The 20525-nt window shown below is 71.3% G+C and carries 16 protein-coding genes; 7 read left to right on the top strand and 9 right to left on the bottom strand.

What is annotated here, in order from left to right; all coding sequences use genetic code 11:
• Nucleotides 1-37: 37 nt before the first annotated feature.
• Entirely contained in the window at nucleotides 38-685 is a 648-nt protein-coding gene (locus GAK38_RS13745) for a Crp/Fnr family transcriptional regulator (protein WP_325345006.1), read from the bottom strand.
• Nucleotides 686-925: 240 nt separating this feature from the next.
• On the opposite strand from GAK38_RS13745, the gene GAK38_RS13740 reads away from it, so the two are divergent.
• Together GAK38_RS13740 and GAK38_RS13735 are read left to right on the top strand one after the other, a co-directional pair.
• Complete coding sequence (locus GAK38_RS13740; RefSeq protein ID WP_325345004.1) at nucleotides 926-1954, top strand: porin; 1029 nt, start codon at nucleotides 926-928, stop codon at nucleotides 1952-1954.
• Nucleotides 1955-2199: 245 nt separating this feature from the next.
• Nucleotides 2200-3102, top strand: a complete 903-nt coding sequence (locus tag GAK38_RS13735) for an aspartyl/asparaginyl beta-hydroxylase domain-containing protein (protein ID WP_325345032.1) — start codon at nucleotides 2200-2202, stop codon at nucleotides 3100-3102.
• Between the two features lie 28 nt (nucleotides 3103-3130).
• Here the strand turns inward: GAK38_RS13735 and GAK38_RS13730 are convergent, their stop codons facing one another.
• Nucleotides 3131-4474 (bottom strand): glycerate kinase type-2 family protein, encoded by a 1344-nt coding sequence (locus GAK38_RS13730; RefSeq protein WP_325345002.1) that lies wholly within the window; start codon nucleotides 4472-4474, stop codon nucleotides 3131-3133.
• Nucleotides 4475-4629: 155 nt separating this feature from the next.
• On the opposite strand from GAK38_RS13730, the gene GAK38_RS13725 reads away from it, so the two are divergent.
• Genes GAK38_RS13725 through GAK38_RS13715 form a run of 3 tightly spaced genes read left to right on the top strand, consistent with a single transcriptional unit; the run spans nucleotide 4630 to nucleotide 8563 of the window.
• Entirely contained in the window at nucleotides 4630-5358 is a 729-nt protein-coding gene (locus GAK38_RS13725; protein ID WP_325345000.1) for a gluconate 2-dehydrogenase subunit 3 family protein, read from the top strand.
• Between the two features lie 12 nt (nucleotides 5359-5370).
• On the top strand, nucleotides 5371-7143 hold the full coding sequence (locus GAK38_RS13720; RefSeq protein ID WP_325344999.1) for a GMC family oxidoreductase: 1773 nt from the start codon (nucleotides 5371-5373) through the stop codon (nucleotides 7141-7143).
• Between the two features lie 13 nt (nucleotides 7144-7156).
• The gene (locus tag GAK38_RS13715) at nucleotides 7157-8563 is read left to right on the top strand and encodes a c-type cytochrome (protein WP_325344996.1); all 1407 of its coding nucleotides are present in this window, start codon (nucleotides 7157-7159) and stop codon (nucleotides 8561-8563) included.
• A 78-nt stretch (nucleotides 8564-8641) separates the two neighbouring features.
• Here GAK38_RS13715 and GAK38_RS13710 read toward each other — a convergent pair whose 3' ends face one another.
• Nucleotides 8642-8797 (bottom strand): DUF3096 domain-containing protein, encoded by a 156-nt coding sequence (locus GAK38_RS13710; RefSeq protein ID WP_443089218.1) that lies wholly within the window; start codon nucleotides 8795-8797, stop codon nucleotides 8642-8644.
• 301 nt (nucleotides 8798-9098) lie between these two features.
• Here GAK38_RS13710 and GAK38_RS13705 point away from each other — a divergent pair, with 301 nt between their 5' ends.
• Nucleotides 9099-10931 carry an EAL domain-containing protein gene (locus tag GAK38_RS13705; RefSeq protein WP_443089217.1) on the top strand — a complete coding sequence of 611 codons (1833 nt, stop codon included), beginning with the start codon at nucleotides 9099-9101 and terminating at the stop codon, nucleotides 10929-10931.
• Nucleotides 10932-10952: 21 nt separating this feature from the next.
• Here the strand turns inward: GAK38_RS13705 and GAK38_RS13700 are convergent, their stop codons facing one another.
• The 6 genes from GAK38_RS13700 to putA form a co-directional block, all read right to left on the bottom strand.
• Nucleotides 10953-11702: an ABC transporter ATP-binding protein gene (locus GAK38_RS13700; protein ID WP_325344995.1), complete on the bottom strand. Its 750-nt coding sequence runs from the start codon at nucleotides 11700-11702 to the stop codon at nucleotides 10953-10955.
• A gap of 59 nt (nucleotides 11703-11761) precedes the next feature.
• Nucleotides 11762-12559, bottom strand: a complete 798-nt coding sequence (locus GAK38_RS13695) for an ABC transporter ATP-binding protein (protein ID WP_325344993.1) — start codon at nucleotides 12557-12559, stop codon at nucleotides 11762-11764.
• The gene (locus GAK38_RS13690; RefSeq protein ID WP_325344991.1) at nucleotides 12556-13680 is read right to left on the bottom strand and encodes an ABC transporter permease subunit; all 1125 of its coding nucleotides are present in this window, start codon (nucleotides 13678-13680) and stop codon (nucleotides 12556-12558) included. Before GAK38_RS13690 ends, GAK38_RS13695 begins: the two co-directional genes overlap by 4 nt.
• The gene (locus tag GAK38_RS13685) at nucleotides 13677-14606 is read right to left on the bottom strand and encodes a branched-chain amino acid ABC transporter permease (RefSeq protein WP_325344989.1); all 930 of its coding nucleotides are present in this window, start codon (nucleotides 14604-14606) and stop codon (nucleotides 13677-13679) included. The genes GAK38_RS13690 and GAK38_RS13685 overlap by 4 nt, the downstream gene beginning before the upstream one ends.
• A gap of 110 nt (nucleotides 14607-14716) precedes the next feature.
• Nucleotides 14717-15874, bottom strand: coding sequence for a branched-chain amino acid ABC transporter substrate-binding protein (locus GAK38_RS13680; protein WP_325344987.1), 1158 nt, complete (start codon nucleotides 15872-15874; stop codon nucleotides 14717-14719).
• 33 nt (nucleotides 15875-15907) lie between these two features.
• The gene (putA, locus tag GAK38_RS13675; RefSeq protein ID WP_325344985.1) at nucleotides 15908-19714 is read right to left on the bottom strand and encodes a trifunctional transcriptional regulator/proline dehydrogenase/L-glutamate gamma-semialdehyde dehydrogenase; all 3807 of its coding nucleotides are present in this window, start codon (nucleotides 19712-19714) and stop codon (nucleotides 15908-15910) included.
• Nucleotides 19715-19992: 278 nt separating this feature from the next.
• On the opposite strand from putA, the gene GAK38_RS13670 reads away from it, so the two are divergent.
• Nucleotides 19993-20499, top strand: a complete 507-nt coding sequence (locus tag GAK38_RS13670; protein ID WP_325344983.1) for a hypothetical protein — start codon at nucleotides 19993-19995, stop codon at nucleotides 20497-20499.
• The last annotated feature ends 26 nt before the right edge of the window (nucleotides 20500-20525 follow it).

Genomic DNA, 20525 nt, shown 5'->3' with positions numbered 1-20525 from the left:
GCCGCCCCCGGGCAAACCCGCGGGGCGCCGACGGCGCCTACCGCCCTGCGACGGCCTGCAGCGCGCCCGGGTGCGGCAATTCGAGCACCGTGCCCGAACCGGCCACCAGCCCCATCTCGCGCAGGTGCCGCAGCACGCGCGAGAGCGTCTCCGGCGCGATGCCCAGCTGCGCCGCGATCATCCGCTTGCGCTGGCGCAGGGTGACGCGCCAGCGGCCCTCGTCCAGCCGCTCGGCATGGCGCAGCAGCCACTGGGCGCAGCGCGCCTCGGCGTCCTGCGCCAGGCGGCTGACGGCCAGCTCGCACTGCTGGCGCTGGCCGGCGGCCAGGTCGTGCATCAGCACCCGCACCGGCCCCGGCAGCGCCGCGTAGGCGCGGCGGAACTCCTCCAGCGGCATGCGGCGCAGCACGGCCGGCGTCTCGGCCACGGCGTCGACGAAGGCCGGCAGGCCCAGGATGGCCGCGGCGCTGTCGAGCCACAGCGGCCCCTCGGCCGTGCCCAGGCGGTGGCGCAGCCGGGCCTCGCCGGCGTCGCCGCCCTCGGCCCCGCGCCCCAGGCCCAGCGCGATGCGGCCGCTCTCCAGGTAGGTGACGAACAGCGGCTGGCTGCCGCGCTCCACGACCGGATCGCCCGGCACGACGGTCTGGCGCTCGGGCGGCGGAACGAAGGAGGTGGACGGCAGCATGGGGCCGACTGTGCCGCGCAAGCGACAGTCCGGCCTTGAGGAGGATCAAAAACGCCGCTTTCGGCTCCAGGCGTGGTGCGGACGCACCAGAATGGCGGGCTATACACATTCCGTGACACTTTCATGCGGATCCCCGACGGCGGCATGGGTTTTGCGTGTGTGGGCGCGACCGTGCGGGGCCGCGTCATCTTGCCCAGGCCGCTCCCCGGACGGCATCTCACCCAGGAGTCAAAACAACCCATGAACAACAGACTGACCGCGCTGTGCTCCGCCGCGCTGTGCGCCGCCGCCGGTGCCGCGCATGCCCAAAGCTCCGTCCAATTCTCTGGCCTGGTCGACACCTTCGCGGGCTCGCTCAAGACCGCCGGGGACACAAGCCGCAAGTCCGTCGTGGACAGCGGCGGCCTGACGACTTCGTGGTTCGGCGTGACCGGAACCGAGGACCTCGGCGGCGGCCTCTCGGCCAAGTTCCAGCTGACCTCGTTCCTCAGGACCGACACCGGCGAGCAAGGCCGCTTCACCGGCGACAGCTTCTTCTCGCGCGACGCCAACATCAGCCTGTCGGGCAGCTTCGGCTCGGTGCTGCTGGGCCGCTGGCTGGCGCCCCACTTCCTGCCCTCGATCATCGGCAACCCATTCGGCGATTCGTTCACCTTCTCGCCGCTGATCCTGCACATGAACGTGCCGCTGTACAACGGCACCGGCTGGGGCGCGACCACGCCGGCGGACACCGGCTGGTCCAACCAGGTGGTCTATAGCACGCCCCAGTTCGGCGGCCTGCAGGCCAACCTCCAGTACCAGTTCGGCGAGCAGCCCAACGACAACGGCAAGAAGAACGCCGGCGCCAACTTCCTCTACTTCGGCGGCCCGCTGACGCTGACCGGCTTCTACGAGCGCGACCAGATCGGCAATCCCGGCCAGGGCGCCTACCTGGGCACGACCAGGAAGGACTGGGCCCTGCACGGCGCCTACGACTTCGGCGTGGTCAAGCCCTTCCTGAGCCACGGCGAATCGAAGGCCGACAACAGCGACGACAAGGCCAGGACCAGCCAGCTCGGCGCCACGGTGCCGCTGGGCGCCGGCACGATGCTGGCCGACTATGCGAGGACCGAGCTGACGCGCACCCGCGTGGACCGCAGGACCTTCTCGCTGGGCTACGACCATTTCCTGTCCAGGCGCACCGACGTGTATGCGGTCTACATGAACGACCGCATCACCGCGCAGACCAACGGCAACAGCGTGGGCTTCGGCGTCCGGCATCGGTTCTGACGCGGTGCCCTGCGGCGCGAAGAGCCCGGCCCTGCCTGCAGCTTTTCCGTCTTGCGGCAATAATCCCGGATCCGGCCCGTCGGCCGTCGCGCCAGCCCCGCCGGCGCCGGCCATGCCGCGGCCGCGCTGCGCCGCGGCACGAACGCACCAGGGAACGATCCCTTCCCGCCGCAGGCGCAGCGGGTTTGCGCGGCACCTACCGGGTTTTTTCGCGTTGCCGCGCAAAAGCAGGATTTCACATGGACATCATCAAATGGGGCATCGTCGCGCTGTTCGCGGGTTCGGCGGCCTACGTCCACTTCCGGGGCAGGGTGCGCACGAGCTTCTGGCGCCAGCTCATCAACCATTCCACGCTGCTCGCGCCGGTCAACTGCCTGCTCTACGCCTTCTCGCGGGTGCCGGCCAGGCCCTATCTGGACCATTCCGCCTTTCCGGGCCTGCGGCTGCTCGATGCACACTGGGAAACCATCCGCGCCGAAGCGCTGGCGCTGGCCGCGGCCCAGCGGATCCGGGCCGCGGAGCGCAACGACGACGCCGGCTTCAACTCCTTCTTCAAGGAAGGCTGGACCCGTTTCTACCTGAAGTGGTACGAGGCACACCATCCGTCGGCGCAGGCCCTGTGCCCGCAGACCGTCGCGCTGCTCAAGCGCATTCCGGAAGTGAAGGCGGCCCTGTTCGCCGTGCTGCCGGCCGGCGGCAAGCTCAACCCCCACCGCGACCCCTATGCCGGCTCCATCCGCTACCACCTGGGCCTGGTCACGCCCAACGACGACCGCTGCTACATCGAGGTCGACGGCCAGCGCTATTCCTGGCGCGACGGCGAGAGCGTGCTGTTCGACGAGACCTTCATCCACCGCGTGGAGAACACCACCGCCCAGGGCCGCATCATCCTGTTCTGCGACGTGGAACGCCCCATGCGCTACCGCTGGGCCGGCGCCTTCAACCGCTGGTTCGCGCGCAACGTGATGACGGCCGCCAGTTCGCCCAACGAGCAGTCGGACCAGACCGGCGCGATCAACCGCTTCTTCCATGTCTCCTGGGTCATGGGCCAGTACCGGCGCCGCTTCAAGGCGTGGAATCCCACGGTCTACCGGGCCACGAAGGTGCTGCTGGTCGCGCTGGTGGTGGCGCTGCTGGTCTGGGCATGACAGCGCGCATGCCCGGCGCGCTGCAGGGCTATGCGCCCGGCAGGACCAGCAGCGCCCGGAAGTCGTTCACGTTCGTGAACGTCGGGCCGGTCACGACGAGGTCGCCGAGCGCATCGAAGAATCCGTAGGCATCGTTGCGGTCGAGGTGGTCCGCCACCTTCAGGCCCTTCGCGGCCGCGCGGGCCAGCGTGTCGGGCGCGACGAAGGCGCCGGCGTTGTCCTCCACGCCGTCGATGCCGTCGGTGTCGGCGGCCAGGGCCCACACCCCTGCCCGTCCTCGCAGCGCCTGGACCACGCCCAGGCAGAACTCGCCAGCCCGCCCGCCGCGGCCACGCCCGGCGCCCTCGGCGCGCGCGCGGACCGTGACTGTGGTCTCGCCGCCCGAGAGGATCACGCAGGGCGTGGCGAAGGGCTCGCCGTGGGCGGCCACCGCGCGGGCCAGCGCCGCGTGCACGCGGCCGACCTCGCGCGACTCGCCCTCGATCTCGTCGCCCAGCACATGGGCCGCGATGCCGGCGGCGCGCGCGGCCTGGGCCGCGGCGGCCAGCGCCTGGCGCGGCGTGGCGATCAGGTGGACTTCGTGGCCGTCGAACGCCGGGTCGCCGGGCTTGGGCGTCTCCCACTCGCCGCGCGCGAGCCGCTCGCGCACGGCGTCGGGCACCGCGATGCGGTAGCGGCGCAGGATGGCCAGCGCATCGGCGCTGGTGGTCGCGTCGGGCACCGTCGGGCCGCTGGCGATGACCGACACGTCGTCGCCCGGCACGTCGCTGATGGCCAGCGTCACCACGCGCGCCGGCGCGCAGGCCGCCGCGAGACGGCCGCCCTTGATGCGCGAGAGGTGCTTGCGCACGCAGTTCATCTCGTCGATGGCTGCGCCGCTTTCGAGCAGCGCGCGGTTGATGCGCTGCTTGTCGGCCAGCGCCAGCCCGTCGCCGGGCAGCGTGAGCAGCGAGGAGCCGCCGCCCGAGATCAGGCACAGCACCAGGTCATCGGCCGTGAGCCCCTGCACCAGCTGCAGGATGCGCTGCGCCGCGGCGAGGCCGGCCGCATCGGGCACCGGGTGCGCGGCCTCGACCACCTCGATGCGCGCCGGCAGGCCCGCGGGGCGCGGCGGCACGTGGTGGTAGCGCGTGACGACGAGGCCCGACAGCGGCGCATCGGCCGGCCACAGCGCCTCGACCGCCTGGGCCATCGCGCCGCCGGCCTTGCCGGCGCCGACCACCACGGTGCGCCCGCGCGGCGGCGCCGGCAGGTGCGCGGCGGTCGCGTGCAGCGGCAGCGCGCGCTCCACCGCGGTGCGCAGCAGATGCTGGAGGAAGGCCCGCGGATCGTGCGCGGGCGCCGGCGGGGAGTGGTCTCGTTCGGTGGTCATGGCCTGCGATTGTGCAGCCGTCCGCGGTGACGGCGGATGCTGACAGCTCGCGTCGGCAATTCCGCACAGACGCTCGACCGTACGGGGCCCACCATCCTGCCCGTCTCTTTCCAAATCACAACAGGCGGCCGTGGCTGCCACACAAGAAGGACACCATGCCCCCCGACAACGCCCGGCGCGGATTCCTGCGCTCATCGATCGCGATCGTCCCTGCCACGGCCCTGGCCGCCGCAGGCCATTCGCAGCCCCCCGCCACCAGCACCGCGCCCCACGCCCCCGCGGCAGTCGCTCCCACCCACGCCGGCCCCTACCAGCCGGCGTTTTTTCATCCCGACGAATACGCCTTCGTGAACGCGGCGGTCGCCCGGCTCATACCGGCGGACGACACCGGCCCCGGCGGCGTCGAAACCGGCGTGCCCGAATTCATCGACCGGCAGATGGACGCGGCCTTCGGCCACGCGGCCATCTGGTACATGCAGGGCCCGTTCGTCGACTCGCCGCCGGAGTTCGGCTACCAGGGCAAGCTGCCGCCGCGCGACGTCTACCGCGCCGGCATCGCGGCGACCGATGGCTGGTGCCGCCAGCAGTTCGGCGGCAAGCGCTTTGCACAGCTGGACGCGGACCAGCAGGACGAGGTGCTGCGCGGACTCGAATCCGGCAAGATCGCGCTGGCGGACGTGGCCGCCAAGACCTTCTTCGCCTTCCTGCTGCAAAACACCAAGGAAGGCTACCTGAGCGACCCGATCCACGGCGGCAACAGGAACGCCGGCGCGTGGAAGATGATCGGCTTTCCCGGTGCGCGCGCCGACTTCGCCGACTGGGTCGGCCGCCCCGGCGAGCGCTATCCGCTGCCGCCCGTGTCCATCGCCGGCCCGCAGGGCTGAAGGAGCGCGACGATGGCAACGCAGAAGAAACCCGCCGTCGACGCGGTGCTGGTCGGCTTCGGCTGGACCGGCGCGATCATGGGCATGGAGCTCACCGCCGCCGGCCTCCAGGTGCTGGCGCTGGAGCGCGGCGAAATGCGCGACACCCTGCCCGACTTCGCCTACCCGCGCATCACCGACGAGCTCTCGTACGGCATCCGCGGCAAGCTGTTCCAGAACCTGGCCAAGGAGACGGTCACGGTGCGCCACAGCCTGGCCGACACCGCCGTGCCGTACCGCCAGCTCGGCTCCTTCCTGCCGGGCGATGGCGTGGGCGGCGCCGGCGTGCACTGGAACGGCCACCACTGGCGCCCGCTGCCCGACGACCTGCGCATCCGCAGCCGCCACGAGGAGCACTACGGAAAGAAGTTCATCCCGGCCGGCATGCAGCTGCAGGATTGGGGCGTGACCTACGACGAACTGGAACCGCATTTCGACCAGTTCGAGAAGATCTGTGGCACCTCCGGCCGGGCCGGCAACCTGCGCGGCCAGATCCAGCCGGGCGGCAATCCGTTCGAAGGACCGCGCAGCAACGAGTTCCCGACGCCGCCGCTGGCCAGCGTGAACAGCGCCGTGCTGTTCGAGAAGGCGGTGCGCGAACTGGGCTACCACCCGTTCCCGCAGGCCGCGGCCAACGTGTCGCAGGCCTACACCAACCCGCATGGCGTCCAGCTCGGGCCCTGCAACTTCTGCGGATTCTGCGAGCGCTTCGGCTGCTACATGTATGCCAAGTCGTCGCCGCAGACCACCCTGCTGCCGGTGCTGATGAAGCGCGCCAACTTCGAGCTGCGCACGCGCTCGCACGTCGTGCGCGTCAACCTCGCAGCCGACGGCAAGCGCGCCACCGGCGTGACCTACATCGACGCGCAGGGCAACGAGGTCGAGCAGCCGGCCGACCTGGTCGTGCTCTGCGCCTACCAGTTCCACAACGTGCGGTTGATGCTGCTGTCCAACATCGGCCAGAAGTACGACCCGGCCACCGGCCGCGGCGTGGTCGGCCGCAACTACGCCTACCAGCTCAACGCCGGCGCCACGCTGTTCTTCGACCAGAGCAAGCCGATGAACCCGTTCGTCGGCGCCGGCGCGGCCGGCAGCGTGATCGACGACTTCGACGGCGACAACTTCGACCACGGCCCGCTCGGCTTCGTCGGCGGCGCCACCATCAACAGCATCACCACCGGCGGGCGGCCGATCCAGCAGATGGCCGTGCCGGCCGGCACGCCCACCTGGGGCGCCGGCTGGAAGCGCGCGATCAAGGACAACTACCTCTACACCGCCAGCGTCGGCAGCCAGGGCTCGGTCATGTCCTACCGCGACAACTACCTGGACCTGGATCCGACCTACAAGGACGTCTATGGTCAGCCGCTGCTGCGCATGACCTTCGACTGGAAGGCCAACGACATCGCGATGACCCAGTTCATCGCCACCAAGATCGAAGGCATCGCCCGGGCCATGGGCCCGCGCAGCTACCAGGTCAACGTGCGCAAGCCCGGCGACCACTACGACCTGCGCGTCTACCAGTCCACCCACAATACCGGCGGCGCGGTGATGGGCACCGACCCGTCGACCAGCGCGGTCAACCGCTACCTGCAGTCGTGGGACGTGCCCAACGTCTTCGTGATGGGCGCCAGCGCCTTCCCGCAGAACTTCGGCTACAACCCGACCGGCGTGGTCGGTGCGCTGGCCTACTGGGCGGCTAAGGCCATCCGCGAGCGCTACCTGAAGAACCCGGGCAGTCTGGCCTGAAGGAGCAGCACCGATGAAACGCTCCTCTTCCCTCGCCTTCGGCGTGGCCGCCGCCATCGGCCTGGCCGCCTTCGGCGCCGCGCTGATGCCCCCCGCCGTACAGGCCCGCGACGGCGCCGTGCCGGCGGCAGCGCCGGACGCGCCGGACGCGCAAGTCATCCGCGGCGAATACCTGGCGCGCGCCGGCGACTGCATCAGCTGTCATACCCGGGCCCAGGGCGCGCCCTTCGCCGGCGGGCTGCCGATGGCCACGCCCTTCGGCACCATCGTCTCGACCAACATCACGCCCGACCGGCAGCACGGCATCGGCGAGTACACGCAGGAGGACTTCGCCCGCGCGCTGCGCAAGGGCCGCGCCCGCGACGGCCATTACCTGTACCCGGCCATGCCGTATGCCAACTTCGCCCGGCTGTCGGACGACGACCTCGCGGCACTGTATGCCTACTTCATGAAAGGCGTGAAGCCGGCCGCGCAGGACAACCCGCGCACCGACCTCAAGTGGCCCTACCGCATGCGCTGGCTGATGGCCGGCTGGAACCTGCTGTATCTGCCGGGCCGGCCCTACCAGCCCGATACCAAGCAGACCGCCGAATGGAACCGCGGCGCCTACCTGGTGCAGGGCCTGGGCCACTGCAGCGCCTGCCACACGCCGCGCGGCTTCGCCGGTGCGGAGAAGGCATCGACCGAGCGGGACGGCGGCCTGTTCCTCTCCGGTGCCGTGATCGACGGCTGGTACGCCCAGCCGCTGCGCAACACCGCAGCGCCCGGACTCGCGGGCTGGAGCACGCAGGAGCTCGTCGAGTACCTGAAGACCGGCCGAACCGCCCACACGGCGGCCTTCGGACCGCTGGCGCAGGTGGTCACCAACAGCACGCAGCACCTGTCGCGCGACGACCTGGGCGCCGTCGCGGCCTACCTCAAGTCGCTCGGCAGCGACGGCAGCGGCCCTGCCGGCGCCGCGCTGCAGCCGCCGGCGCCCGCTCCGCAAAGCAAGCCGTCGCAGCCGCCCACCGACCCGACCGCGCTGGCACGGCGCAGCGGCAGGACGGACCGGCCCGGCGCGCTGGTCTACGTCAACAACTGCGCGGCCTGCCACCGCTCCGACGGCCAGGGCGCATCGCGCACCTTCCCCACGCTCGCGCGCAACAGCGCCGTCGCCGCGCAGGACCCGACGTCGCTGATCCGCATCGTGCTGCAGGGCTCGTCCATGCCGTACACGGCGCAGGCGCCGTCCGAGCTCGGCATGCCGGGCTTCGGCTGGCGGCTGACCGACCGCAACGTGGCCGATCTGCTGACCTTCGTGCGCAGCAGCTGGGGCAACCGGGCCGGTGCCGTCACGCCGGGCCAGGTCGCACAGGTGCGCTCCACGCTCGGACAGTCCGCCTCCACCGACGCGGCGGCGCTGCAGCAGCGCCGCTGAGCGCCTTTCGCAGCCGCAACGACGAGGGGCGCCACGGCGCCCCTCGTCGTTGTGTGCGCCGAGACCCAGCAGCCGCGCTCAGCGCGTGCCCACCAGCCCCAGGATGCCGATGATGATCAGGTACAGCGCCACGATGTAGTTGAGCAGGCGCGGCACGAGCAGGATGAGGATGCCGGCGATGAGGGAGACGACCGGACCGATGCTGAAGACCATGGCGATGTCCTTGCGGTGCATGCGGCACCCGTTGCGATGCCGTGCACGATACGGCACCGCGGCGCGCGGCCGGCGCGGACGGATTCGCACAGCCGTGCCAGACAAAGCCGGGACACCGCCCCCTCGCGCAGTCCGGGCAGGCCGACAGGCTTCATATACAGTCGGGTCTATTGGCCCAAAGCGCCTGATATAAAGCCGTTACACAGATATCCTCCCCGGCCCAGCGGGCGATGCGCATGCCGGCGGCCTGCCCTCTGTCAAAGCCGCGTCACATTGCCTTGCCAGGATCGCGCATTTTCCGGAATCGACAGGTGGCATTCGCATGAGCAACCCCGCACCGCTGGACTGGGAGGCGCTCGCCACCGTTCTGTGCCCTGGACTTGCGCAGAAGGCCGGACCGCTGGCGCGGTTGATGCGCGAGCGCGCGCTCCACTGCGTGTGGCAGCCGCTGGCCGACCTGCGCGAAGGCAAGGTCTATGCGCACGAGGCCCTGATCCGCGGCCCGCAGGGCACCGAGTTCCACACCCCCGACAGGCTGCTGGCCCTGGCCCGGCGCGAGGGCATGCTGGCCGACTTCGAGCTGTTCTGCATCGCCACCGCGCTACTGCAGTGGGGCATGCGCGGCGAGGCTGGCCGGCTCTTCGTCAACGTCAGCGCCGACGCGCTGGTGCAGTGCGTGCTGCGCTGCCCGGCCGAGGGCTTCGGCGCGCTGGTGTCCTCGTTCGGCGTGGACCCGCGCATGCTGGTGCTGGAGATCACCGAGCACGAGCGGGTGGGCGACATGGCGCAGCTGCGCCAGACGGTCGCCGCGGTGCACGCCTCGGGCGCCACGCTGGCGCTCGACGACTTCGGCGACGGGCACTCCAGCCTGCGGCTGTGGGCCGAGGTCAAGCCCAGCTTCGTCAAGATCGACAAGTACTTCATCCACGCCATCAGCGAGCACAGCGAGAACCTGCAGATGGTGCAGGCCATCCAGCGCATCGCCGACATGTTCGGCACCACGCTGGTGGCCGAAGGCATCGAGACGCGCGACGACCTGCGCGTGCTGCGCGATCTGGGCCTGCCCTATGGCCAGGGCTGGCTGATCGGCCGCCCGCAGGAGGCACCGCGCACCGCCATCGACGAACGCGCGCTGGAGGTGGTGCACGACCGCCGCGTGGCCGTGATGCCGCAGCAGCAGCACAGCGCACGGCCCGGCATCCTGCGCGGCCTGCCGATCCTCCAGGCGCCGACCGCCACGCTGGCCACCAGCAACAACGACCTGGCCGCGCTGTTCCAGGAGCGGCCGGACCTGCATGCCATCGCCATCGTCGACGGCGACCGCCCGGTCGCGCTGGTCAACCGCCAGCAGTTCATGAACCACTACGCCACGCTGTACTTCCGCGAGGTGCACGGGCGCAAGCCCTGCATCGCCTATGCGAACCAGGCGCCGCGCGTGGTGGAGTTGGACGACGACGTGGACGAGCTGGTCACCATCCTGACCTCGCAGGACCAGCGCTACCTGAGCGACGGCTTCGTCGTGACCGACAACGGCCGCTATGCCGGTCTGGGCACCGGCGAACAGCTGGTGCGCTCGGTCACCGAGGCGCGCATCGAAGCCGCGCGCCATGCCAACCCGCTGACTTTCCTGCCGGGCAACATCCCGATCAGCATGCACATCGACCGGCTGCTGGCCGGCGGCGCCGAGTTCGCCGCCTGCTACGCGGACCTCAACAACTTCAAGCCCTTCAACGACCAGTACGGCTACTGGCGCGGCGACGAGATGATCCGGCTGGTCGCGCGGCTCGCGGTGGCGCACTGCGACGCGCGCCGCGACTTCGTCGGCCACGTGGGCGGCGACGACTTCATGATCCTGTTCCAGAGCAGCGACTGGCAGCGCCGCTGCGAGGCCATCGTGCAGGAGTTCGCCCAGCAGGCGCTGTCACTGTTCGACCCCGAGGCGCGCGCCGCCGGCGGCATCGAGGCCGAGGACCGCCACGGCGTGCTGCGCTTCTTTCCATGCACCACGCTGTCGATCGGCGCGGTGCGCATCCGCCGCGGCGAATTCCGCCGGGCCGAGGAAGTGGCCAACGCCGCCGCGCTGGCCAAGCACGACGCCAAGCTCGGCGGCGCGGGGCTGTTCGTGCGCGAGGAGCCGCTGCGCGCCGTGGCGTAGCGCCGGCCCCGCTGCACCGCATCAGGCTTCGCCGAGGTAGGCTGCACGCACCTTCGGGTCGTGCAGCAGGTCGCGCGAGGGCCCTTGGAGGATGATGCGGCCGGACTCCATCACGTAGCCGCGCCCGGTCACCTCCAGCGCCAGGCGGGCGTTCTGCTCGATCAGCAGGACGGTCACGCCCTCGCTGGCGATGGTGCGCACCACGTCGAACACCGCCTCGACCATCAGTGGCGCCAGCCCCATCGACGGCTCATCGAGCAGCAGCAGGCGCGGGCGCGAGAGCATCGCGCGGCCCATGGCGACGAGCTGCTGCTCGCCGCCCGACAGCGTGCCGGCCAGCTGGCGGCGGCGCTCGGCCAGGCGCGGGAACAGCGTGAAGATGCGGTCCAGGTCCCGGGCGACGGCGGCCCTGTCGCGGCGGGTGTAGGCGCCCACGGCCAGGTTCTCCTCGATCGTGAGCTGGCCGAAGATGCCTCGGCCCTCGGGCACCATGACGAGCCCGCCGCGCACGAGTTCGAAGGACTTGCTGCCGAGGATGGAGCGGCCGGCATAGACGATGTCACCGCCGGCGTCCGGCACCAGGCCGCAGATCGCGCGCAGCAGCGTGCTCTTGCCCGCGCCGTTGGCGCCGATCAGGCAGACGCGCTCGCCGTCGCCCACCGCGAGGCTCGCGCCGCGCACGGCCTGGATGCCGCCGTAGGAGACGTGCAGGTCGCGCAGCTCCAGCAGCGGCGCGGCGGCGGCAGCGGATGTCGCGGGAATGGCATTCATTGGAATACCTCCGCGCTCACGCGCCGCGGTGCGGGCGCCTTCGGGCGGCCGGGTGGCGCTCATGGCGCCGCCTCCTCCGCCGCGCCGGCGCCCAGGTAGGCCTCGATCACGCGCGGGTCGCGCTGCACCTCGGCCGGCACGCCTTCGGCGATCGCCTTGCCGTATTCCAGCACCAGCACCCGGTCGCACAGGCCCATCACCAGTTTCATGTCGTGTTCGATCAGCAGCACCGTGACGCCGTCGCCCCGGATGGTTTCGATGAGTCGGCGCAGGGCCAGCGTTTCGGTGGCGTTCATGCCGGCCGCAGGCTCGTCGAGCGCCAGCAGCGCCGGCTCGGTGGCCAGCGCACGGGCGATCTCCAGGCGGCGCTGGTCGCCGTACGCCAGCGCACCCGCCGGGTCGTTGGCCCGGTGGCCGATGCCCACGTAGTCGAGCAGCGCGAAGGCCCTGGCCTCGATGGCGCGCTCCTCGGCGCGGGAGCCGCGCGTGCCCAGCATGCAGCCGAAGACGCCCGAGGACGAGCGCACGTGGCGGCCGACCATCACGTTCTCCAGCGCGGTCATGCTGCCGAACAGGCGGATGTTCTGGAAGGTGCGGGCCAATCCCCTGCTTGCCACCTGATAGGGCTTGAGCCCCCGCAGGCTGCGGCCGTCCAGGGTGTACTCCCCGGCGTCGGGCGGGTACAGGCCGGTCAGCACATTGAACAGCGTGGTCTTGCCGGCGCCGTTGGGGCCGATCAGGCCGTAGATGTCGCCGCGGCGGATGGTCAAGCCCACGTCCGACAGCGCCTGCAGGCCGCCGAAGCGCTTGCCGATGCCGCGGGCTTGGAGCAGCGGTGCGCGGTCGCCCCCGCTCATCGCGCGGCTCCTGCTTCGCGCTGCACCGCGCGCCGGCGCACCGGCGACGGCCACAGCCCGGCGGGCCGCAGCAGCATGACGGCCACCATCGCCACGCCGAACAGCATCATGCGGATGGCCTCGGGGTCGAGCAGCACGGCGCCGAACACGGCCTCCTGCGCCGGCACGATGACCTGGCGCAGCAGCTCGGGCAGCACGGCCAGCAGGATGGCGCCGAGGATCACGCCGGGCACATGGCCCATGCCGCCGAGCACCACCATGCACAGCACCGAGATCGACTCCAGCAGGCTGAAGCTCTCGGGGCTGACGAAGCCCTGCATCGCGGCGAACAGCCCGCCGGCCACGCCCCCGAACGACGCGCCCATGGCGAAGGCCAGCAGCTTGACGTTGCGGGTGTTGATGCCCATGGCGCCGGCGGCGGTCTCGTCCTCGCGGATCGCCTCCCAGGCCCGGCCGATGCGCGAGCCCTGCAGCCGGATGCACAGCGCCATGATGACGATCACCAGCACCACCAGCAGGTAGTAGTACTTCTCGGCGCCGGTGAAACGCAGGCCCAGGATCGTCTCGGTGCGCGAGAAGGCGAAGGCGCCGACCTTCAGCGGGTCGATACGGTTGATGCCCTGCGGTCCGTTGGTGATGTTGACCGGCGCGTTGAGGTTGTTCAGGAAGATCCGGATGATCTCGCCGAAACCCAGCGTCACGATCGCGAGGTAGTCGCCGCGCAGCTTGAGCGTGGGTGCGCCGAGCAGCACGCCGAACAGGCAGGCCAGCGCCACGCCGATCGGCAGGATCACCCAGAACGGCAGGTGCAGGCCGAAGTGCGGCGAGGCCAGCAGCGCGTAGGCATAGGCGCCCACGGCATAGAAGGCGATGTAGCCCAGGTCGAGCAGGCCGGCGAAGCCGACGACGATGTTCAGGCCCAGGGCCAGCATCACGTAGAGCAGCGTGAAGTTGGCCAGCCGCACCCAGGTCTGGCCGCCGGCGGCCAGCACCGAGGGCAGCAGGACCAGCAGCGCGCCCACCACGGCCAGCGCCGCGACGCTGGCTGCGCGGCCGCGCAGCCACGAGGGCCTGGCGATGGTCCCGGCATGGTGGTGCCGGGAAGGAGCGGAGGTCGTCATGCGAGGTCTCCCGAGCGTTGGCCGAGCAGGCCGGCGGGACGGAAGAGCAGCACGAGCACCAGCACCACGAAGGCGAACACGTCCTGGTAGTGGCTGCCGAGGAAGCCGCCGGTCAGGTCGCCGATGTAGCCCGAGCCCAGGGCCTCGATCACGCCGAGCAGCACGCCGCCGAGCATGGCGCCGGCCATGTTGCCCACGCCGCCGAGCACGGCCGCGGTGAAGGCCTTGAGCCCCAGCATGAAGCCCATGTAGTAGTGGGCCACGCCGTAGTACACGCTGATCATCAGCCCGGCGACGGCCGCCAGCGCCGAGCCGACCAGGAAGGCCAGCGAGATCACCGTGTCGATGTCGATGCCCATGAGCCCGGCGACCTCGCGGTTCTGCGCCGTGGCGCGCATGGCCACGCCGAGGCGCGTGCGGTGCACCAGCAGCAGCAGGCCGCCCATGATCGCCGCGGCGATGGCGACGATGGCGATCTGCAGCGTGGTCACGCGCACGCCGCCCAGCGCCAGCACCGCCGGTTCGAGCAGCGGCGGGAAGTTCAGGTAGTTGCGCCCCCAGATCATCATGGCGGCGTTCTGCAGGATGATGGACACGCCTATCGCGGTGAGGAGCGTGGCCAGCCGCGGCGCGCGGCGCAGCGGCCGGTAGGCCACGCGCTCGGCCGTCCAGCCCACGGCCATGCAGACCGGGATGGCCAGCAGCAGCGCGGCGCCGAGGACGAGCGGCGGCGCCAGCCCCGGCGCGGCGCCGGCCAGCGCGGTGGCGGCGACGGTGGCCACGAGCGCGCCGATCATCACCACCTCGCCGTGGGCGAAGTTGATCAGGCCGATGATGCCGTACACCATCGTGTAGCCCAGCGCGACCAGCGCATAGACGCTGCCCAGCGTGACGCCGTTGACCAGCTGTTGGAAGAAGATGTCCATCGTTGTCCCTTGGGGGGCCGGCCCTCACCGCGCGGGGAGGACAGGAAAAACACGGGGTATATGCCCATAGCGCACGACTGGCAATCGCTATAGACATATACCCCCGCCTGTTACTTGGCTGCCTGGCCGACCACGGTTTCGACCTGCGTCCACTTGCCGCCCTTGACCTGGTAGATGGTCACGGCAACTTCCTTGAGGTCGCCCCGGGCGTCGTAGGCGATGGCGTTGCTGGTCAGGCCCTTGCGCTGCAGCGCGGCGAGCTTGGGCAGGTACTTGTCGGGCTCGGCCGAGCCGGCCTGCGCGATGGCGGTGACCAGGTTCCAGGCGCCGTCGTAGGCATAGGGCGAGTACACGCCGATGTCCTTCTTGAAGCGCGCTCTGTAGCTGGCCTCGAACGCCTTGCCGCCCGGCAGCGATTCGAGCGGCACGCCGGCGAGCGACGCATAGGTGCCCTCGGCCGCCGCGCCGGCCAGGCGCAGGAAGGTGTCGCTGCGGGTCATCTCGCCCGACAGCAGCGGCGCCTTGATGCCCAGCTGCTGGAGCTGGCGCTTGAGCGGGCCGGACTGCGCGTCGGTGCCGCCGAAGAAGATCGCGTCGGGCGCGGCGTTGCGGATGTTGGTCAGGATCGAGGCGAAGTCGGTGGACTTGTCGGTCGTGTACTCGCGCCGCACGATGGTTCCGCCGGCGGCCTTGACGCTCTTCTCCAGCTCGTCGGCCAGGCCCTGGCCGTAGGCCGTGCGGTCGTCGATGATCGCGACCTTCTTCGCGCCGAGCTTCCTGACGATGAAGCCGCCGACGGCCGCGCCCTGCTGGGTGTCGCTGGTCATCATGCGAAAGGCCGTGTTGTAGCCCTGCCGGGTGAACTCGGGCGCCGTGGCCATCGAGACCTGGGGCAGGCCGGCATCGTTGTAGATGCGCGACGCGGGGATCGAGGTGCCGGAGTTGAAGTGGCCCAGGATGCCGGCGACGCCGGCGTCCACCAGCTGCTGCGCCACCTGCACGGCGGTGCGCGGGTCGGCCTGGTCGTCGCGCGAGACGAGCACGAAGTTGGCCGTCTTGCCGCCGACCTTGCTCTTCTTCGCGTTGGCCTCGGACAGTGCGAGCTGGATGCCGTTCTGCATCTCCTCGCCGTAGTGCGACTGCGGGCCGGTCAGCGGCGCGGCGAAGCCGAGCTTGATGTCCACCGTCTGCGCGGCCGCGGGCAGGGCGGCGCAGGCGGTGGCGGCGGCCAGCGCGCAGGCCAGCAGGTGGCGTTTGGCGATCGTCATTTTTTGCGGACTCCTCGTTGGTGGAAAAAAATTTCAGCCGATGGTCATCAGGGAGGCGTTGCCGCCTGCGGCTGCGGTATTGGTGCTGACGGAAGACTCCAGCACCAGGCGTTCGGCGGCATAGCGCACGCGCCCGGCGGCGATGTCGTGCGGCGACAGGCCCTGCGCCTGCAGGATCGGCCCGTCGCGGCGCGCCAGGCGCTGGTTCAACTGGCGCAGTGCATCGCCGTCGCCTTCGAAGAGGACGGCCGCGATCTCGGCGTCGGGCGCCGATTCTGCCGGGACGAAGGCATGCGCCGCGCGCGGCCCCGCCGGCAATGCGGCCACCAGGGCGCGGGCGGCGGGCGTGTCGGCCCACAGCGCGCTGGCGCCGGCGGCCTGCACGGCATCCCACTGCGCCGCGGCGCCGGCGGGCGTGGCGGCGATGCAGAGCACCGTGCCGCGCGGGCGCACCGTGTAGGCATTGCGTTCGCCGGTCGGGCCGGGCAGCAGCTGCGTCTGCCCGGGCGCCGGGCCGGTGGCCAGCAGGCGGTGCAGGTACAGCGGGCCGCCGGCCTTGGGGCCGGTGCCCGACAGGCCCTCGCCGCCGAAGGGCTGCACGCCGACCACGGCGCCGACGATGTTGCGGTTGACGTAGACGTTGCCGGCACGGATGCGCGGCACCACGCGGGCGATGGTCTCGTCGATGCGGGTGTGCAGGCCGAAGGTCAGGCCGTAGCCGGTGGCGTTGATCGCGTCGATCAGCACGTCGATGTCCTCGCGCCGGTAGCGCACCACGTGCAGCACCGGGCCGAACACCTCGCGCTGGAGTTCGGCCACGTCGTCGATCTCGATGATGGCCGGCGCCACGAAGGTGCCGTGGGCGGCCGCGGGCGGCAGCGCCAGCCGCTCCACGCGCCGGCCGGCGGCTGCGAAGGCGGCCACGTGGCGTTCGACGGCGTCGCGCGCCTCGGCGTCGATGACCGGGCCGACGTCCACCGAAAACAGGTCCGGGCTGCCGACCGAGAGTTCGTGCAGCGCGCCGCGCAGCATGCCGAGCACGCGGTCGGCGATCTCTTCCTGCAGGCACAGCACGCGCAGCGCGGAGCAGCGCTGGCCGGCGGAGTCGAAGGCCGAGTTCAGCACGTCCATGACCACCTGCTCGGGCAGGGCGGACGAGTCCACGACCATGGCGTTCTGGCCGCCGGTCTCGGCCACCAGCGGGATGGTGTGTCCGCGGTCGTCCAGCCGGTCGGCCAGGGTGCGGGCGATGCCGCGGGCCACGTCGGTCGAGCCGGTGAACATCACGCCGCGCACCCGGGCATCGGCCGCCAGCGCCGCGCCCACCGTGCCGCCGTCGCCCGGCAGCAGCTGCAGCGCGCCGGCCGGGACGCCGGCGGCGTGCAGGATGCGCACGGCCACGGCGGCGATCAGCGGCGTCTGCTCGGCCGGCTTGGCCAGCACGGTGTTGCCGGCGGCCAGCGCCGCGGCCACCTGGCCGGTGAAGATCGCGAGCGGGAAGTTCCAGGGGCTGATGCAGACCACCGGGCCCAGCGGGCGGTGGGTGTCGTTCGACAGCTCGGCGGCCGCCTGGGCGCCGTAGTAGCGCAGGAAGTCCACGGCCTCGCGCACCTCGGCGATCGCATTGGCCAGCGTCTTGCCGGCCTCGCGCACGATCAGGCCCAGCAGCAGCTGCATCTGCGCTTCGAGCGCATCGGCGGCGCGCTGCAGGCAGGCGGCGCGCTCCGCCGCCGGCGTGGCCTGCCAGATCGGCGCGGCGGCCACGGCCTGGGCCAGGGCCTGCTGCACTTCGGCGGCGGTGGCCGGCACCACGTGGCCCACGATGTCGCGGCGGTCGGCCGGGTTGCGCACCGGCTCGGCGCGCGATGCGGCATCGGCCACCGGCGCGCCGTCGATCAGCGGCGCGGCCTGCCACGACGACGCCGTGCTGCCCAGCAGCGCGGCCGAGAGGGAGGCCAGGCGCTGCTCGCTGGAGAGATCCAGCCCGGCCGAGTTGGCGCGGCCCCGGCCGGATTCGTCGCGGTACAGGTCCACCGGCAGCGGGATGCGCGGGTGCGGCGCGCCCACCGGCACGATCCGCTCGGCCTCGGCCACCGGGTCGGCGACCAGGGCGGCGATGTCCACCTTCGGGTCGGCGATCCGGTTCACGAACGAGGTGTTGGCCCCGTTCTCCAGCAGCCGGCGCACGAGGTAGGCCAGCAGCGTCTCGTGCGTGCCGACCGGGGCGTAGATGCGGCACGGACGGTTGAGCCGGCCGTCGGCCACGGCGCCGGTGACCTGCTCGTACAGCGGCTCGCCCATGCCGTGCAGGCACTGGAACTCGTACTGGCCGGGGTAGTAGTTCTGCCCGGCCAAGTGGTAGATGGCCGCGAGCGTGTGCGCGTTGTGCGTGGCGAACTGCGGGTAGACCGCCTGCGGCGCGGCCAGCAGCCGGCGGGCGCAGGCGAGGTAGGACACGTCGGTGTGCACCTTGCGGGTGTAGACCGGGTAGCCCTCCAGGCCGTCGACCTGGGCGCGCTTGATCTCGCTGTCCCAGTAGGCGCCCTTGACCAGCCGCACCATGATGCGGTGGCGGCTGCGGCGGGCCAGGTCGACCACGTAGTCGATCACGGAGGGCGCGCGCTTCTGGTAGGCCTGGACCACGAAGCCGATGCCGTTCCAGCCTTTCAGGCCCGGATCGAAGCAGAGGGCTTCCAGCAGGTCGAGCGAGATCTCCAGCCGGTCGGCCTCCTCCGCATCAATGTTCAGGCCGATGTCGTAGCTGCGCGCCAGCCGGGCCAGCGTGCGCATGCGCGGCAGCAGTTCGCCCATGACGCGCTCCTGCTGCTGGCGGCCGTAGCGCGGGTGCAGGGCCGAGAGCTTGACCGAGATACCCGGGCCTTCGTAGATGCCGCGCCCGGCGCTGGCCTTGCCGATGGCGTGGATGGCCTGCTCGTAGAGGTCGTAGTAGCGCTGCGCGTCGGCTGCCGTGGTGGCCGCCTCGCCGAGCATGTCATAGCTGTAGCGAAAGCCCCGGCTCTCGAACCTGCGGCTGTTGGCCAGCGCCTCGGAGATCGTCTCGCCGGTGACGAACTGCTCGCCCATCAGGCGCATGGCCATGTCCACTCCCTTGCGGATCAGCGGCTCGCCGCCCTTGCCGATCATGCGGGTCAGCGCCGAGGTCAGCGACTTCTCGCTGGTCGTGCCGACCAGCCTGCCGGTGAGCATCAGGCCCCAGGTGGTGGCATTGACGAACATCGAAGGCGACTGGCCCAGGTGGGCGTTCCAGTCGCCGTGGCTGATCTTGTCGCGGATGAGCGCGTCGCGCGTCGCACGGTCCGGGATGCGCAGCAGCGCCTCGGCCAGGCACATCAGCGCCACGCCTTCCTGGCTGGAGAGCGAGAACTCCTGCAGCAGGCCTTCCACGCCGCCGCTGGCGCGCCGTGCGCGCAGGGCGCCCACCAGGCGACGGGCCAGTTCTCCGGTCTGCTCGGCCAGGGCGGGCGCGAGGCGGGCCTGGTGGAGCAGCACAGGCAGGCATTCGGTCTCGTCGCGGCGGCAGGCGGCGGTGATGGCCGCGCGCAGCACCGATTGCGGCGCGACCGACTGGGCGAACTCCAGGAAGGGTTGCACTCGGGTTGCACCAACTTCGGCCACCAGCGCACCGCCCTGGTGCTCGCCATCGTCCGCCGGTGCGCCCAGGGCCTCTGGCGGGATCGCGCCACGCTCCACGCGCTCGACCCACGACAGCACCGCCTGCTTGATGAACCAGTGCGGCGTGCGTCCGACCGTGTCGGCCGCCGCCTTCAGGCGCTCCCGGAAGCCCTCGTCCACCTTCAAACCCAATGTCGTCGTTGCCACAGTGACTCGTACCTTTACCGATGCATGACTGCCAGGCTCGGGCAGGAATATCCCACGAGGTGCAACCATCGCACCCCGGTAGTTGCCCTATTAGTTGCGACCCATGTACACAATGGGTCAGGTCATTGCAACCAGCGCGGTGCCGCCCCTTCGGTAGACTCCACGCGCACCGCCGGCGCCTGCCGCAGCCGCCGCTGTGGCAGGCTGTCGGCCGAGGAATCCGGCCGGGCATGGCGATGACGGATCGCTCCCGGCCATGCCGGCAAGACGCAAGAACCATGACGACGACCACGACGAAGACCGCTGCACACCTCCTGGCGCTGGCCGCCGCCCTGTTCTGCGCCGGCTGCACCGCGCCTGCACCTCCCTCCGCGGCGGCGGCGCCCGGCGCGGACCGGGTTGCGGGCCTGGCGCCGGCCAGCCGCGGCTCGGCCCGCGAGTCGGCCGCGGCCACGCCGCGCGCCTACCGCCAGGACGCCGCCGCCCATCTCTACGGCCTGAACGCCGGCCGCATCTACAAGGGCGTGCTGCCGCCGATGCTCTATGCCATCGGGACGCTGGAGGTGGACATCGACCGCGCCGGCCGCGTCTCGCGTCTGCACTGGCTGCGCGCGCCGCGCCATGCGCCCGAAGTGGTGGCCGAGATTGAGCGCACGGTGCGCGCGGCCGCGCCCTACCCCGTCGCCACCCGCCTGGGACCGGTCACCTACGTCGATACCTGGCTGTGGGACAGCAGCGGCCGCTTCCAGCTCGACACGCTGACCGAGGGCCAGGCCTCTCCCTGACCATACTCCCCGGGTGACAAGGCCAC

Origin of the sequence: Xylophilus sp., from assembly GCA_009914555.1 — a bacterium.
Taxonomy (GTDB): Bacteria; Pseudomonadota; Gammaproteobacteria; order Burkholderiales; family Burkholderiaceae_C; genus WNDY01.
The sequence above is the reverse complement of the archived record's forward strand: the minus strand, read 5'-3'. Positions and strand labels throughout refer to the sequence as shown.

What these genes read in the sequence shown, in the direction of transcription:
- GAK38_RS13745 (WP_325345006.1), bottom strand. Translation starts at nt 685, where the DNA reads ATGCTGCCGTCCACCTCCTTCGTTCCGCCGCCCGAGCGCCAGACCGTC.
- GAK38_RS13740 (WP_325345004.1), top strand. Translation starts at nt 926, where the DNA reads ATGAACAACAGACTGACCGCGCTGTGCTCCGCCGCGCTGTGCGCCGCC.
- GAK38_RS13730 (WP_325345002.1), bottom strand. Translation starts at nt 4,474, where the DNA reads ATGACCACCGAACGAGACCACTCCCCGCCGGCGCCCGCGCACGATCCG.
- GAK38_RS13725 (WP_325345000.1), top strand. Translation starts at nt 4,630, where the DNA reads ATGCCCCCCGACAACGCCCGGCGCGGATTCCTGCGCTCATCGATCGCG.
- GAK38_RS13720 (WP_325344999.1), top strand. Translation starts at nt 5,371, where the DNA reads ATGGCAACGCAGAAGAAACCCGCCGTCGACGCGGTGCTGGTCGGCTTC.
- GAK38_RS13715 (WP_325344996.1), top strand. Translation starts at nt 7,157, where the DNA reads ATGAAACGCTCCTCTTCCCTCGCCTTCGGCGTGGCCGCCGCCATCGGC.
- GAK38_RS13710 (WP_443089218.1), bottom strand. Translation starts at nt 8,797, where the DNA reads ATGCACCGCAAGGACATCGCCATGGTCTTCAGCATCGGTCCGGTCGTC.
- GAK38_RS13705 (WP_443089217.1), top strand. Translation starts at nt 9,099, where the DNA reads ATGAGCAACCCCGCACCGCTGGACTGGGAGGCGCTCGCCACCGTTCTG.
- GAK38_RS13700 (WP_325344995.1), bottom strand. Translation starts at nt 11,702, where the DNA reads ATGAATGCCATTCCCGCGACATCCGCTGCCGCCGCCGCGCCGCTGCTG.
- GAK38_RS13695 (WP_325344993.1), bottom strand. Translation starts at nt 12,559, where the DNA reads ATGAGCGGGGGCGACCGCGCACCGCTGCTCCAAGCCCGCGGCATCGGC.
- GAK38_RS13690 (WP_325344991.1), bottom strand. Translation starts at nt 13,680, where the DNA reads ATGACGACCTCCGCTCCTTCCCGGCACCACCATGCCGGGACCATCGCC.
- GAK38_RS13685 (WP_325344989.1), bottom strand. Translation starts at nt 14,606, where the DNA reads ATGGACATCTTCTTCCAACAGCTGGTCAACGGCGTCACGCTGGGCAGC.
- GAK38_RS13680 (WP_325344987.1), bottom strand. Translation starts at nt 15,874, where the DNA reads ATGACGATCGCCAAACGCCACCTGCTGGCCTGCGCGCTGGCCGCCGCC.
- GAK38_RS13670 (WP_325344983.1), top strand. Translation starts at nt 19,993, where the DNA reads ATGACGACGACCACGACGAAGACCGCTGCACACCTCCTGGCGCTGGCC.